General features: G+C 67.7%; 1 protein-coding gene (cut by a window edge). It reads left to right on the top strand.

What is annotated here, in order from left to right:
• The first annotated feature begins 2 nt into the window (after positions 1 to 2).
• On the top strand, positions 3 to 16,519 hold the 5' portion of the coding sequence (locus tag ACQP1S_RS20820; protein WP_432898088.1) for a non-ribosomal peptide synthase/polyketide synthase. 14,770 nt of this gene lie beyond the right edge of the window; only the first 16,517 of its 31,287 coding nucleotides appear in the window; the start codon lies at positions 3 to 5; its stop codon lies off the right edge, out of view.

The raw sequence follows: 16,519 nt of genomic DNA, 5'->3' as shown, positions 1-16,519 counted from the left end.
CGATGATCCCGTTGTCGTACGCCCAGCGCCGGCTTTGGTTCATCTCGCAGTTGGAGGGGTCCAGCAACGCCTACAACATGCCGATGCTGCTCCGCCTGACCGGCGACGTCGACGTCCCGGCCCTGTGCGCTGCGGCCCGGGACGTCCTGACGCGGCATGAGGTGCTGCGAACGACGTTCCCCACCACCGACGGCGAGCCCCATCAGCGCATCATCGAACCCGAAGACCTCAACTGGCACGTCGAGCTGGTGGACGTATCCCCAGCCGAGCTCAAGACCGAACTGGAGCGGGCCGCCAAGACCATCTTCGACATCACGACTGACCTGCCGGTTCGGTCGTGGCTGTTCTCGACCGGCCCGGACGAGCACGTCTTCGTCACCGTCATGCACCACATCGTCAGCGATGGATGGTCCATCACCGTGCTGACTCGGGACCTGTCCACCGCGTACGAGGCACGCCGCGCCGGACGATCCCCCGACTGGGAACCACTGGACATCCAGTACGCGGACTTCACGCTGTGGCAGCGGGAGGTCCTCGGCGACCCGGACGACCCGGACAGCCTCATGTCCCGGCACGTCGCCTACTGGCGGGAAGCCCTCGCCGGGGCTCCCGAGGAGCTTGCGCTGCCGCTCGACCATCCCCGGCCGGAAATCATGAGCCGCCGGGCGACGAGCGTGCCACTCCTGGTCCCGTCGGCGCTGCATGCCCAGGCGGCGGAATTCGCCGCAGAGGAGGGGGTCACCCTCTTCATGATCATGCAGGCGACCGTCGCCATGCTGCTTTCCCGGCTCGGTACCGGGACCGACATCCCGATCGGCACACCGGTCGCCGGGCGCACCGACGAGGCGCTGGACGACCTTGTCGGATGCTTCATCAACATGCTCGTGCTGCGGACCGACGTGTCCGGGAACCCGACCTTCCGCGAGGTGCTGGTCCGGGCGCGGGAGACCGCGTTGTCCGCGTTCGAGCACCAGGACGTGCCATTCGAGAAGCTGGTGGAGGAACTGGCCCCGGCGCGGTCGATGGCCCGGCACCCGCTCTTCCAGGTCATGCTCGGCGTCCAGACCAGCACGGATGCCTCAGGGGACGTACTCGGCGTCGGGATAGGACTGCCCGGCGAGAGCGCCGCCAAGGTCGACCTTGAGTTCAGCGTTGGTGAGTTACTCGACGGTGACGGCGCTCCGGCTGGACTGCAGGGCGAGGTCATGGGGGTCGCCGAGCTTTTCGAGACCGCTACGCTGCGCCGGCTCGCCGACCGTTTGGTGGCCGTGCTGGCAACGGTGGTTGCCAATCCTGACGTGCGGCTCAATGACGTGGACCTGCTGGACGCGGAGGAGCGTTCGCGGGTGTTGTCCGGTTGGAATGACACGGCGGTGTCGTATCCGGTGGACGACACCATTGTGTCGTTGTTCGCCCGGCAGGTGGCGGCCACGCCGGATGCGGTGGCGGTGGTGTTCGAGGGTGAGTCGGTGTCGTATCGGGACCTCGACGTCCGGGCTGGTGCGGTGGCGAGGTATTTGGGGTCGGTGGGGGTGGGGCCGGAGTCGGTGGTGGGTGTGCGGATGGGCCGTGGGCTCGACCTGGTGGTGGCGTTGTTGGGGGTGTTGAAGGCTGGTGGTGCGTATTTGCCGGTGGATCCGGAGTTTCCGCAGGCGCGGGTGGAGGTGTTGGTGGCTGATGCGGGTGCGGTGGTGGTGTTGGAGTCGGTGGTGGGGTTGGACGGTCCGGATGTGGGGTCGGTTGAGGTGTCCTCGGGTGGCGCGGCGTATGTGTTGTTTACGTCGGGGTCGACGGGTCGGCCGAAGGGTGTGGTGGTGTCGCATGGGGGTGTGGTGAATCGGTTGCGGTGGATGCAGGACCGGTTTGGGTTGGTTGCTGGTGAGCGGGTGGTGCAGAAGACGCCGTTTACGTTTGACGTGTCGGTGTGGGAGTTCTTCTGGCCGTTGGTGGTGGGTGGGACGGTGGTGGTGGCCCGTCCGGGTGGTCACCGCGACCCCACCTACCTGGCCGACCTGATCCGTGAGGAAGGCGTGTCGACGGCGCATTTTGTGCCGTCGATGTTGGAGGTGTTCCTTCCGGTGGTCGCGTCCTGTCCCGGACTGTCCCGGGTGGTGTGTTCGGGTGAGGTGCTTTCGGAGTCGGTGCAGGACCAGCTTCTGACGGTGTTGCCGGACACCGAACTGCACAACCTGTATGGGCCGACGGAGGCGTCGGTGGATGTCACCGCGGCCCGGTGTGAGGTGGGTGCACCGGTGACGATCGGGTCGCCGGTGGCGAATACCCGTACCTATGTGTTGGACAGCGCGATGCAGCCGGTGCCGGTGGGGGCGGCGGGTGAGTTGTATCTGGCTGGTGTGCAGTTGGCGCGGGGGTATGTGGGTCGGGCGGGGTTGACCGGGGAGCGGTTCGTGGCCAACCCGTATGAGTCGGGTGAGCGGTTGTATCGGACCGGTGACCTGGTGCGGTGGACCGCGGGCGGGGAGTTGGATTACCTGGGTCGTACTGATGATCAGGTGAAGTTGCGGGGTGTGCGGATCGAGTTGGGTGAGGTGCAGGCCGCCGTGGTCGGGCATCCGGAGGTTACCCAGGCTGCGGTGGTGGTGCGTGGTGATCGGCTGGTCGCCTATGTCGTCGGTGGTGATGGCAGTGGGGTGCGGGAGTTTGTGGGGCAGCGGTTGCCGCAGTACATGGTCCCGGCCGTGGTCGTCGTTCTCGACGCGTTGCCGTTGACTGGCAGCGGAAAGCTCGACCGGCGGGCGTTGCCGGATCCGCAGGTCGAAACCGGTGCGGGACGGGCTGCGGCGAACGCGCGGGAGGAGTTGTTGTGTGCGGGGTTCGCCGAGGTTCTGGGCTTGGAGCGCGTGGGTGTGGAGGATGACTTCTTTGCGTTGGGTGGGCATTCGTTGTTGGTGGTGCGGTTGGTGGAGTGGTTGCGGCGGCGGGGTGTGTCGGTGCCGGTGCGGGCGTTCTTCCAGACGCCGACTCCGGCGGCGTTGGCGGCCACGGGTGGTGTGGACACCTTCGAGGTGCCGGCGAATCTGATTCCGGTGGATGCTTCGGTGATCACTCCGGGCATGTTGCCGTTGGTGGACCTGACGCAGGAGCAGATTGATCGGGTCGTCGCCACTGTGGATGGTGGTGCGGCGAATGTTGCCGATGTTTATCCTCTTGCTCCGTTGCAGGAGGGGATTTTGTTTCATCATTTGTTGGCTGATGGTGGTCGGGATGCGTATGTGTTGCCGACGGTGTTGGAGTTTGCGGATCGGGGTGTGTTGGGTCGGTTTGTGGAGGCGTTGCGGGTGGTGGTGGGTCGGCATGACATTTTCCGGACGGGGATTGTGTGGGAGGGGTTGCCGGAGCCGGTGCAGGTGGTGTGGCGTCGGGTGGTGTTGCCGGTGGTGGAGGTGGCGGCGGTGGGTGTGGATGAGTTGTTGGCGGTGGTGGGTTCGGTGATGGATTTGGGTCGGGCGCCGTTGGTGGATGTGCATGTCGCGGTGAATGGAAACGGTGGCGGGAGTGGTGGCGAGGACAGGAACGGGGGTGCGGGTGGGGGGTCGTGTTTGGTGGTGGTGCGGGTGCATCATTTGGTGCAGGATCATTTGGGTTTGGATGTGTTGTTGGATGAGGTGCGGTTGGTGTTGGCGGGTGGTGGTGAGGCGTTGGGTGAGGTGTTGCCGTTTAGGAATTTTGTGGCGCAGGTTCGTGGTGGTGGTGTGGTGGGTGGGCATGAGGAGTTTTTCCGGGGTTTGTTGGGTGATGTGGTGGAGTCGACGGCGCCTTTTGGGGTGTTGGATGTGCGGGGTGATGGTTCGGGGCAGGTGCGGCGTCGGGTGGTGGTGGATGCGGGGTTGGTGGGTAGGTTGCGGGTGGTGGCGGCGGGTTTGGGGGTGAGTGCGGCGTCGGTGTTGCATGTGGCGTGGGCGCGGGCGGTGGGGGTGTTGTCGGGGCGTGATGATGTGGTGTTCGGGACGGTGTTGTTCGGGCGGATGAACGCGGGTGTGGGTGCGGATCGGGTGCCGGGGCCGTTCATCAACACGTTGCCGGTGCGGGTGGTGATGCGTGGTGGGGGTGTGCGGGCGCAGGTGACGGGGATGCGGGATCAACTCGCGGGTTTGCTGGAACACGAACACGCCTCATTGGCCCTGGCGCAACGCGCTAGTGGGGTAACGGGCAACACCCCGCTGTTCACCTCACTGTTCAACTACCGCCATAACAGTGGTGCGGTGGTGGCGGAGTCGGAAGAGGCCCTCGACGGTATCGAGGTGGTATTTGCCGACGAGCACACGAACTATCCGCTGACGATTTCGGTGGACGATAGCGGCGACGCCATTGGCTTGACCGTTGACGCGGTGGCTCCCATTGATGCGCGTCTGGTGGCGTCGCTGTTGGCCACGACCATCGAGAACATGGTGGCCGCGCTGGAGGTCGATGGTGAGGTGCCGCTGACCCGGGTGCAGGCGCTCGACCAGGCGCAGCGTTCCCAGTTGTTGGTGGACTGGAATGACACGGCGGTGTCGTATCCGGTGGACGACACCATTGTGTCGTTGTTCGCCCGTCAGGTGGCGGCCACGCCGGATGCGGTGGCGGTGGTGTTCGAGGGTGTGTCGGTGTCGTATCGGGAGTTGGACGCTCGCGCTGGCGCGGTGGCGGGTGCGTTGGTGGGGTTGGGTGTAGGGCCGGAGTCGGTGGTGGGGGTGTGTCTGCCCCGTGGGCTCGACCTGGTGGTGTCCTTGCTGGGTGTGTTGAAGGCCGGTGGTGCGTATCTGCCGGTGGATCCGGAGTATCCGCAGGAGCGGGTTGCGGTGATGTTCGCGGACGCGTTGCCGGTTGCGGTGGTGACGTCGGCGGTAGGTGCATCGGTGGTGCCGGCCGGGGTGGCGCGGGTGTTGGTGGAGGAGGTCGTTCCTTCGCGGGCACCGGTGCGGGTGGCGGTGGGTGCGGGGGACGCGGCGTATGTGTTGTTTACGTCGGGGTCGACGGGTCGGCCGAAGGGTGTGGTGGTGTCGCATGGGGGTGTGGTGAATCGGTTGCGGTGGATGCAGGACCGGTTTGGGTTGGTGGTGGGTGAGCGGGTGGTGCAGAAGACGCCGTTTACGTTTGACGTGTCGGTGTGGGAGTTCTTCTGGCCGTTGGTGGTGGGTGGGACGGTGGTGGTGGCCCGTCCGGGTGGTCATCGTGATCCGGCGTATCTGGCGGAGTTGATTCGTGAGGAAGGCGTGTCGACGGCGCATTTTGTGCCGTCGATGTTGGAGGTGTTCCTTCCGGTGGTCGCGTCGTGTCCCGGTCTGGCCCGGGTGGTGTGTTCGGGTGAGGTGCTTTCGGAGTCGGTGCGGGACCAACTTCTGGCGGTGTTGCCGGACACCGAGTTGCACAACTTGTATGGGCCGACGGAGGCGTCGGTGGATGTCACCGCGGCCCGGTGTGAGGTGGGTGCACCGGTGACGATCGGGTCGCCGGTGGCGAACACCCGCACCTACGTCTTGGACAACAGTCTGCAACCAGTGCCGGTGGGTGCCGGCGGCGAACTGTATTTGGCCGGTGTGCAGTTGGCGCGGGGATACGTGGGTCGGGCGGGGTTGACGGCGGAGCGGTTTGTGGCCAGCCCGTTTGAGTCGGGTGAGCGGTTGTATCGCACGGGTGATCTGGTCCGCTGGACCAGGGACGGCGAGTTGGACTATCTGGGTCGCACCGATGACCAGGTGAAGATCCGTGGTGTGCGGATCGAGTTGGGTGAGGTGCAGGCAGCAGTCGTGGCGCATCCGCAGGTGCGCCAGGCGGCGGTGGTCGTGCGGGATGACCGGTTGGTGGCGTATGTCGTGGGTGATGGTGCTGGGGTGCGGGAGTTTGTGGGGCGGCGGTTGCCGCAGTACATGGTCCCGGCGGCGGTGGTTGTTCTGGATGAGTTGCCGTTGACCAGTAGCGGGAAGCTTGATCGGCGGGCGTTGCCGGCGCCGGACTTCGGCGGGGCTGTCGGGTCCAGCCGGCCTGCGGCGAACGCGCGGGAGGAGTTGTTGTGCGCCGCGTTCGCCGAGGTGCTGGGCCTGGACGTGGTGGGTGTGGATGACGACTTCTTTGCTTTGGGTGGGCATTCGTTGTTGGTGGTGCGGTTGGTGGAGTGGCTGCGGCAGCGGGGTATGTCGGTGCCGGTGCGGGCGTTCTTCCAGGTTCCCACGCCGGCGGGGGTGGCTGCCGCGGGTGTAGGCCGGGACCAGGTAGAGGTGCCGGCGAATGTCATCCCGGCGGGCGCCGAGCGGATCACCCCGCAGATGCTGCCGCTGGTCGAGCTGACGTCGGAGCAGGTCGACCGGGTGGTGGCCACCGTTGATGGTGGTGCGGCGAACGTTGCGGACGTCTATCCGTTGGCTCCTCTGCAGGAGGGGTTGCTGTTCCATCATCTGCTGGCCGAGGGTGGTCGTGATGCGTACGTGTTGCCGACGGTGGTGCGTTTCGCCACCCGCGGCCTGCTCGACGGCTTCCTCGACGCGCTCGGTCGGGTCGTTGATCGGCATGACATCTTCCGTACGGCGATCGTGTGGGAGGGCCTCGACGCGCCGGTACAGGTGGTGTGGCGGCACGCCCCCCTGCCGGTGGTCGAGGTCACGGTCACCGACGCCGATCCCGTACGCGATCTGCTGGCAGCTGGTGAGACGGCGATGGACCTGCAGCGCGCGCCGCTGATCCAGGTACACATCACCGCGATACCGGGCGGTGACGGGTGTCTGGCCTTGGTGCGGGTGCACCACATGGTGCAGGACCACATGGGCCTGGACCTGTTGATCAGCGAGGTACGCGCGGTGATGAGCGGCGATGACAGCGCGCTCGCGCCGGTCGTGCCGTTCCGTGAGTTCGTGGCGCAGACCCGCACCGGAATCTCCGACGCGGAGCACACCCGGTACTTCGCCGAGATGCTCGGCGACCTTGACGAACCCACCATTCCCTACGGCGTGCGCGACGTGCACAGCGACGGCGCCGACCAGCGGAGCGCTCGGCAGCGGCTGGAACCTGCGCTGACCGCCCGGTTGCGCCAGGTCGCCCGTACCCTGAGCACCAGTCCCGCGACCCTGCTGCACGTCGCCTGGGCGCGCGCCCTCGCGGCCGCCTCGGGACGCGACGACGTGGTCTTCGGTACGGTCCTGTTCGGTCGGATGAACGCCGGCGTCGGCGCCGATCGGGCGCCGGGCCCCTTCATCAACACCCTGCCGGTCCGGCTGAACACCGGCCGCCTCGACGTCCGCGACGCCGTCACTCGGATGCGTGACCAACTCGCCGCTCTCCTCGAACACGAACACGCGTCACTGGCCACCGCGCAGCAGACCAGCGCGGTCCCGAACGAGAGCCCTCTGTTCACCTCGATCCTCAACTACCGACACAACGACAACCCGGAAAGCAGCGCGACCGAGACGGTCGAGGTCGGCGGCGCGGACGACATCGCGGTCGTCTTCTCCCAGGAGAACACCAACTACCCGCTGGCAGTCTCCGTCGACGACGACAGTGACACGCTCCACCTCACCGTGGAGGCGACGACCCCCATCGACGCCGAATCGGTGGTGTCGCTGTTGGCCACGACCACCGAGAACATGGTCGCCGCACTGGATGCGGGCGGAGGACTACCGCTGCCCCTCGTGCCGGTCCTCGACCACGACCAGCGTTCCCAGCTGTTGGTGGACTGGAATGACACGGCGGTGTCGTATCCGGTGGGCGAGACGGTGGTGTCGTTGTTTGCGGAGCGGGTGGCGGTGTCGCCGGATGCGGTGGCGGTGGTGTTCGAGGGTGAGTCGGTGTCGTATCGGGAGCTCGACGTCCGGGCGGGTGCGGTGGCCAGGTATCTGCGGTCCGTGGGGGTGGGCCCGGAGTCCGTGGTCGGGGTGTGTTTGCCCCGTGGGCTCGACCTGGTGGTGGCGTTGTTGGGGGTGTTGAAGGCTGGTGGTGCTTATTTGCCGATTGATCCGGAGTTCCCGCAGCAGCGGGTGGATGTGTTGGTGCGCGACGCTGGTGCGGTGGTGGTGGTGGACTCGGTGGCCGGGTTGGACGGCCCGGATGTGGGGTCGGTTGAGGTGTCCTCGGGTGGTGCGGCGTATGTGTTGTTTACGTCGGGGTCGACGGGTCGGCCGAAGGGTGTGGTGGTGTCGCATGGGGGTGTGGTGAATCGGTTGCGGTGGATGCAGGACCGGTTTGGGTTGGTTGCTGGTGAGCGGGTGGTGCAGAAGACTCCGTTTACGTTTGACGTGTCGGTGTGGGAGTTCTTCTGGCCGTTGGTGGTGGGTGGGACGGTGGTGGTGGCCCGTCCGGGTGGTCATCGTGATCCGGCGTATCTGGCGGAGTTGATCCGCGACGAGAACGTGTCGACGGCGCACTTCGTGCCGTCGATGTTGGAAGCGTTCCTTCCGGTGGCCGCGTCCTGTCCCGGACTGTCCCGGGTGGTGTGTTCGGGTGAGGCGCTGCCTGCGGCTGTGCAGGACCAGTTGTTGGCTGTCCTTCCCGACACCGAACTGCACAATTTGTATGGGCCGACGGAGGCATCGGTGGATGTCACGGCGACGCGGTGTGAGGCGGGGGCACTGGTGACGATCGGGTCGCCGGTGGCGAACACCCGCACCTACGTCCTGGACGGCGCGATGCAACCGGTGCCGGTGGGCGCCGCTGGCGAGTTGTATTTGGCTGGTGTGCAGTTGGCCAGGGGGTATGTGGGTCGGGCGGGGTTGACCGCGGAGCGGTTTGTGGCCAATCCGTTCGAGTCGGGTGAGCGGTTGTATCGCACGGGTGACCTGGTCCGGTGGACCCCCGGTGGGGAACTCGACTACCTGGGTCGCACCGACGACCAGGTGAAGATTCGCGGTGTCCGCATCGAGCTGGGTGAGGTGCAGGCAGCAGTCGCGGCCCATCCGCAGGTGCGCCAGGCGGCGGTGGTCGTGCGTGATGACCGGTTGGTGGCGTACGTCGTCGGTGATGGTGCTGGGGTGCGGGAGTTCGTGGGGCAGCGGTTGCCGCAGTACATGGTCCCCGCCGCGGTGGTCGTCCTCGACGCGTTGCCCCTGACCAGCAGCGGAAAGCTCGACCGTCAGGCGCTCCCGGATCCGCAGATCGAAACCGGTGCCGGACGCGCTCCGGTGAATGCCCGCGAGGAAATGCTGTGCGCGATCTTCGCGGAAGTCCTGGGCCTGGAGCACGTCGGCGTCGAGGACGACTTCTTCGCTTTGGGTGGGCATTCGTTGTTGGCGGTGCGGTTGTTGAGTCGTTTGCGGTCGGTTTTGGGGGTGGATTTGTCGTTGCGGGTGTTGTTTGAGGCGGCGACGCCGGGGCGGTTGGCGGGGCGGTTGGGTGAGGGTGGTGCTGTTCGGCCGGTGTTGGTGGCGGGGGTGCGTCCGGAGCGTTTGCCGTTGTCGTTTGGGCAGCGTCGGTTGTGGTTTATCAATCAGTTGGAGGGGGCGACGGCGGCTTATAACGTGCCGGTGGTTTTGCGGCTTGTTGGTGGTGTGGATGTGGTGGCGCTTTCTGCGGCTTTGGTGGATGTGGTGGGTCGGCATGAGGTGTTGCGGACGGTGTTTCCGGTGGTGGATGGGGAGCCGTTTCAGCGGGTGTTGGGTGTTGGTGAGGTGGGTGGGGTGTTGGAGTGTGTGGAGTCGGTGGATGTGGATGCGGTGGTGGCGGAGGTGGTGGGGCGGCCTTTTGATGTGTCGGTGGAGGTGCCGTTGCGGGCGGTGTTGGTGAATGGTGAGGTTTTGGTGGTGGTGGTGCATCACATTGCGGGTGATGGGTGGTCGATGGGTCCGTTGGCGCGGGATGTGTCGGTGGCGTATGCGGCGCGGTGTGCCGGTGGGGTGCCGGGGTGGTTGCCGTTGCCGGTGCAGTATGCGGATTTTGCGTTGTGGCAGCGGCGGTTGTTGGGGGATGAGTCGGATCCGGAGAGTAGGTTGTCGCGGCAGTTGGGTTATTGGCGGGGTGTGTTGGCGGGGGTGCCGCAGGAGTTGTCGTTGCCGTTTGATCGGGTGCGTCCGTTGGTGGCGAGTCATCGGGGTTTTCAGGCGCCGGTGGAGGTGTCGGCGGGGTTGCATGCGCGGTTGGTGGAGGTGGCGCGGGCGTATGGGGTGACGGTGTTCATGGTGTGGCAGGCGTCGTTGGCGGTGTTGTTGTCGCGGTGGGGCGCGGGGGTGGATATTCCGATTGGTTCGGCGCATGCGGGTCGGATTGATGAGGCGTTGGATGATCTGGTGGGGTTGTTTGTGAATACGGTGGTGTTGCGGGCGGATTTGTCGGGGGATCCGTCGTTCGCGCAGGTGTTGGTGCGGGTGCGGGAGGCGGCGTTGGCGGGTGCGGCGCATCAGGATGTGCCGTTCGAGCGGTTGGTGGAGGAGGTGGCGCCGGTGCGGTCGATGGCGCGTCATCCGTTGTTCCAGGTGGTGTTGACCAAGACCGACACGATCGATGCGGTGTTGGATTTGCCGGGTGTGGAGACGACGGGTGTGTCGCGGGCTGAGTCGGTGGCGGTGTCGGTGAAGTTTGATGTGGATGTGTTGGTGGGTGAGACGTTTGATGAGGGGGGTCGTCCGGCGGGTGTGCGGGGTGCGGTGACGGTCGCGGCGGATCTGTTCGATGAGTCGTTTGCTGCGCGGGTGTCGTCGGGGTGGACCAGGGTGTTGGAGGCGGTGACCGCTGATCCGACAGTGTCGGTGAGTGCGGTGGATCTGCTCGATGAGGTGGAACGCCGCCGGGTGGTGGCGGATTTCAACGACACCGCGGATGCGTCGCCCGTGGAGTCGGTGCTGGGCTTGTTTGAGGGGTGGGTGGCTCGGACGCCGGACGCGGTGGCAGTAGTCGCCGATGGGGTGGAGACCACATACGCGCAGGTGGATGTGCGGGCGAATCAGTTGGCGCGGTTCCTGATCGCGCAGGGGGTGGGCGCTGAATCGGTCGTGGCGCTGGCGTTGCCGCGGGGTGTGGACACGGTCGTGGCGATTCTCGCGGTGTGGAAGGCGGGTGCGGCCTATCTGCCGGTGGACGCGGGTCAACCGGTCGAGCGGGTCGCGTTCGTGGTGCGCGACAGTCGGGCGGTGTTGTTGCTGACCGATGAGGACACCGCTGATGAGTTGCCGGCGGGGAAGATCCGGATCGTGGCGCTGGATGCGCCGGCGACCGTGGCGGGTCTGGCGGGGTTGGAGCAGAGCGCACCGGCGGTGACTCATCACCCGGATGGCGTGGCGTATGTGATTTATACGTCGGGGTCGTCGGGGCGGCCGAAGGGTGTGGCGGTGACGCAGGCGGCGGTGGCGAACTATGTGGCGTCGGTGCCGGACAGGTTGGGTTTCCCGGTTTCGGGTGGCCGGTTTGCGTTGTTGCAGGCGCAGGTGACGGACCTGGGGAACACGGTGTTGTTCGCGTCGTTGGCGCGGGGTGGGCAGTTGCACATCCTGCCCGAGCGGGTGGTGACGGACCCGGTGGCGGTGGCCGGGTATCTGGTCGAGCACCGGATCGATCATCTGAAGGCGGTGCCGTCGCATCTGATGGCACTTGGTGCGGCAGGCCAGCTGACGGATGTCATTCCCGCCGGTGGTGTGGTCCTGGGTGGTGAGGCGGCCCCGGTGGACTGGGTGCGGGACCTGGTGGCGGCTGCGGCCGGCCGGCCGGTGTTCAACCACTATGGGCCGACGGAGACGACGATCGGTGTGCTCACGGGTCGCCTCGATGGTGATGCCGTGGTGCCGGTGGGTACGCCGATTCGTAACGTGCGCGCGTTCGTGCTTGACGACAGGTTGCAGCCGGTGCCGGTCGGGGTGGCGGGTGAGTTGTATGTCGCGGGTGTGGCGTTGGCGCGGGGGTATGTGGGTCGGCCGGGGTTGACCGCGGAGCGGTTCGTGGGGTGTCCGTTCGGGTCTGGTGAGCGGATGTATCGGACCGGGGACCGGGTGCGGCATCTTCCGGATGGGCGGTTGGTGTTCCTGGGCCGGGTTGATGATCAGGTGAAGATCCGTGGGTATCGGGTTGAGCCGGGCGAGATCCACACCGTGTTGGCCGGGTGTCCGGTGGTGGAGCAGGTGGCCGTGATCGCCCGCCCCGACCGGCAGGGCGAGCTGCGGCTCGTCGCCTACGTGGTCACCGACGACGACCCCGACACCGTAGTCGAGCAGGTCCGCCGCTACGCCGCCAAACGGCTCCCCGAGCACCTGCTGCCCACCGCTGTGGTCGTGATCGACGCCCTACCCCTGACCTCCAACGGCAAACTCGACCGCCGTGCCCTTCCCGAACCCGAGGCCCCATCGACCTCCGGCGTCGGCCGGGAACCCGCCAACGCACGCGAGGAACTGCTCTGCGCGGCCTACGCCGAGATCCTCGGCCTCGACCGGGTCGGCGTCGACGACGACTTCTTCGAACTCGGCGGGCACTCCCTACTCGCCGTCCGACTCATCTCCCGAATCCGCGCACTACTGGGTGTGGAGATGGAGATCCGGGCGGTGTTCGAGACGCCGACCGTGGCCGGCCTGGCAGCTGCCCTGCCGGAGCGAGAGGCCAGCGGCACGGACGCCACCACCAGCCGGCCGGTGCTGACCGTCCGGCCCCGCCCGGAGAACATTCCACTGTCGTCCGGCCAGCGCCGCCTCTGGTTCATCGACCAGTTGGAAGGCCCCAGCCGGACCTACACCGTCCCCAACGTGCTGCGGCTGACCGGTGCCGTGGATCGGGACGCGCTGCGCGCGGCCGTGCGGGACCTGCTCGACCGGCACGAGGTGCTGCGCACGGTGTTCGACGTCGTCGACGGTGAGCCGTACCAGCGGGTTCTGGACATGACCGACATACCCGAGGTGCTGACGGTGGCCGAGGTCGACGAGCGGGCACTCGACGATGCCGTCGCCGTCGCGACCGGGCACGGATTCAACCTGACGGTCGAGCCGCCGCTGCGGATGTGGCTGTTCACCACCGGCGCGGACGACCACACCCTGGTCGTGGTCATGCACCACATCGCCGGCGACGGCTGGTCCTGGACACCGCTGTCCCGGGATTTCTCCACCGCGTACGCGGCCCGCAGCACCGGAACCGCCCCCGACTGGGCCCCCCTCCCGGTGCAGTACGCCGACTACGCCATCTGGCAGCACGAGCTGCTCGGCGACAGGGGCAACCCGGCCAGCCTCCTCGACCGGCAGGTCGCCTACTGGCGGGACACCCTGGTCGGCGTGCCCACCGAGCTGACGTTGCCGTTCGACCAGCCACGGCCCGCCGTGCCGGGACACCGTGGGCACGGCGTGCCGTTCGACGTGTCGGCCGAGGCCCACGTCGCCCTGGCGCGGTTGGCCCGGGCCGAGGGCGTGACCGTCTTCATGGTGCTACAGGCCGCGCTGGCGCTTCTGCTGTCCCGGCTGGGCGCTGGTACGGACGTCCCCGTCGGTACGGCCGTGGCCGGCCGTACCGATGAGGCGCTCAACGATCTCGTCGGGTTCTTCGTCAACACTCTCGTTGTGCGCAACGACCTGTCGGGGGACCCCGCGTTCACCGAGGTGCTGCGCCGGAGCCGCGAGACCTGCCTGGCCGCCTTCGCCCACCAGGACGTGCCGTTCGAACGGCTCGTCGAGGAGCTGGCCCCGACCCGCTCGCTGGCCCACCACCCGCTGTTCCAGGTAATGCTCACCCTGCAGAACAACGACCATGCCGCCCTCGATCTGCCTGAGCTGGCGAGCCGGCGCACCAACGGTGGATCAGTGGTGGCGAAGTTCGACCTTGAGGTCAGCGCCGAGGAGATCGTCGACGCCACCGGCGCGCCCGCAGGCCTGCGCGGCGTGCTGGTCGGCGCGGCGGACCTGTTCGAGGCCGAGACCGTGCGTCAACTGGCCGACCGGTTCGCGCGCGTGGTGGAAACCGTCGTCACCCGACCGGCGACCCGCCTCAGCGCCGTCGAGATCCTGAACGACGCCGACCAACGCAGCCTCGCTGAATGGGGGACCGGGACAGCGCTGGCGGTGCCGGAGCGGACCGTGCCGCAGATGTTCCGGACCCAGGTCGCGCAGGCGCCGGGCGCGCCCGCCCTGGTCGGCGGTGGCGTCACTCTGACCTATGCGGACCTGGACCAGCGAACCGACCGTCTCGCTCGGCAGCTGGTGGGTCGCGGGGTCCGACCGGAGTCGGTCGTCGGAATATGCCTGGAACGTGGCATCGACCTCGTCGTCGCGCTGCTCGCGGTGCTCAAGGCCGGCGGCGCCTACCTACCCGTCGATCCGGCCTACCCGACCGAGCGGGTGCGACACCTCGTCCGCGACGCCGCGCCGGCCCTGGTGCTGACCACCAGCCGTACGTCGAAGGTGCTGCCGCCCGACGTACCCATGATCATGCTCGACGGTCCCCTCGACGAATCGATCGACGCACCCCTTCCGCCCACCGCGGCGCTGCTGCCGACCCATTCGGCGTACGTCATCTACACCTCCGGGTCGACCGGTCGCCCCAAGGGTGTCCAGGTCAACCATGGCAGCGTGGTCAACCTGTGTACTGGACACAGGCGTTCGCTGCTGGCCGGGCCGGCACGGATGCACGTCGCGCTCGGACTGTCCGTGTCCTTCGACGCGTCCTGGGACCAACTGACCGCCCTGCTGAGTGGCCACGAACTGCATGTCGTCGACGCCGCCACCTGGAGCGATCCGGCGCTGCTGGTGCCGTGGCTCGGGGCCCACCGCATCGACGTCCTGGTTGCCACCCCCTCGCACGTCGAGGCGCTGCTCACCCACGGCCTGCTCGACGACCCGGCGCAGCGCCCGACCCGAATCGCGCTCGGCGGTGAGGCCGTACCCGAATCGCTGTGGCGGCTGCTGCGCGCCACCCCCGACCTCGACGCTTTCAACATGTACGGCCCCACCGAGTGCACCGTCGAATCTGCCAGCGCCCGGCTCTCCGACGCGGCGCGACCGGTCATCGGACGTCCGGTGGCCAACGCCCAGTCGCACGTCCTCGACGCCCGACTGCGTCCTGTGCCGGCCGGCGTGCCCGGCGAGCTGTACGTCCAGGGCGCCGGTCTGGCCCGCGGCTACCTCCGCCGGCCCGCCCTGACCAGCGAGCGCTTCGTCGCCAGCCCATATCGAGCCGGCGAACGGATGTACCGCACCGGCGACTTCGTCAGGTGGACCGCGGACGGGCACCTCGAATACCTCGGCCGCACCGACGACCAGGTCAAGATCCGCGGCTTCCGGGTGGAGTTGGGCGAGGTTCGGGCGGCCGTCGCGGCGCACCCCGACGTGGCGCAGGCCGCAGTGGTGGTCCAGCAGGACCGCCTTGTCGCGTACGTGGTCGGTGGCGACGGCACCGGCGTACGGGAGTCGGTGGCACGGCGACTGCCGGAGTACATGGTCCCGTCCGCGGTGGTGGTCCTCGACACGCTCCCGCTGACGGCCAACGGCAAGCTCGACCTGACCGCCCTGCCCGAACCCGCCCCGATCGGCGGGGACGGCGCGGACCACGCCTCGTCCGACCCGCGCGAGGAACTCATCCGGGCCGCGTTCGCCGACGTGCTCGGCCTCTCCCGGGTCGCCGCCGACGCGGACTTCTTCGCTCTCGGCGGCCACTCGTTGCTCGCGGTGCGGCTGGCCAGCCGGATCCGCACGGTCCTCGGCACCGAGGTGCCGCTGCGCGCGATCTTCGAGGCGCCCACCGCGGCCGCGCTCGCCGCCAGGCTGGACACGACCCGACAGACCCGTCCGGCCATGGTCGCGGCCGTCCGGCCCGCCCGCGCACCGCTGTCGTTCGCGCAGCGTCGACTGTGGTTCCTCGGCCAACTGGACGGTCCGTCGGCCGACTACAACCTGCCGGTAGTGCTGCGAATGCCGAACGCCGACGCCGAAGCGCTGGACAACGCGTTGCGCGACGTCATCGGCCGACACGAGGTCCTACGTACGATCTTCGCCTCGGCCGAGGGTGAGCCTTACCAGCGGATACTCGACGCAGCTGGGCTCGACTGGCGGTTGGAGGTCCTCGACGGCGACGAGGCGGACATCGCCGCCGCCACCCGACACCGGTTCGACCTGGCCTGCGAACTCCCGATCCGGGCCTGGCTGTTTAGCGGCTGCGTGCTGGTCGTCGTCGTGCACCACATCGCCGCCGACGGCTGGTCGATGGGCTTGTTGGCCCGTGATCTCTCCGAGGCGTACGACGCCCGGTCCGAGGGCCGGACGCCACAGTGGTCGCCGCTGCCGGTGCAGTACGCCGACTATGCGATCTGGCAGCGCGAGTTGCTGGGTGACGAGACCGACCCGGACAGCGTCATCGCCCGGCAGGTGGCGTACTGGCAGGCGGCACTCGCTGGCGCGCCGGAGGAACTGCGGCTACCGACCGACCGGCCGCGGCCGGTTGTCGCCAGCCGGAACGGCCACCGGGAACCGCTACGGATCCCCGCCGACCTGCATGCCCGCCTACAGGAGTTGGCCCGCGCCGAGGGTGTCACCGTCTTCAACGCACTGCAGGCCGCTCTGGCGGTGTTGCTGTCGCGGCTGGGCGCCGGCACCGACATCCCGATCGGTACGGCCGCTGCGGGACGAAACGACGAGGGAGTCGA

It is taken from the genome of Micromonospora matsumotoense, from assembly GCF_050951065.1.
Lineage (GTDB): Bacteria > Actinomycetota > Actinomycetes > Mycobacteriales > Micromonosporaceae > Micromonospora > Micromonospora matsumotoensis.
This window is presented reverse-complemented; position numbering and strand designations above follow the sequence as displayed.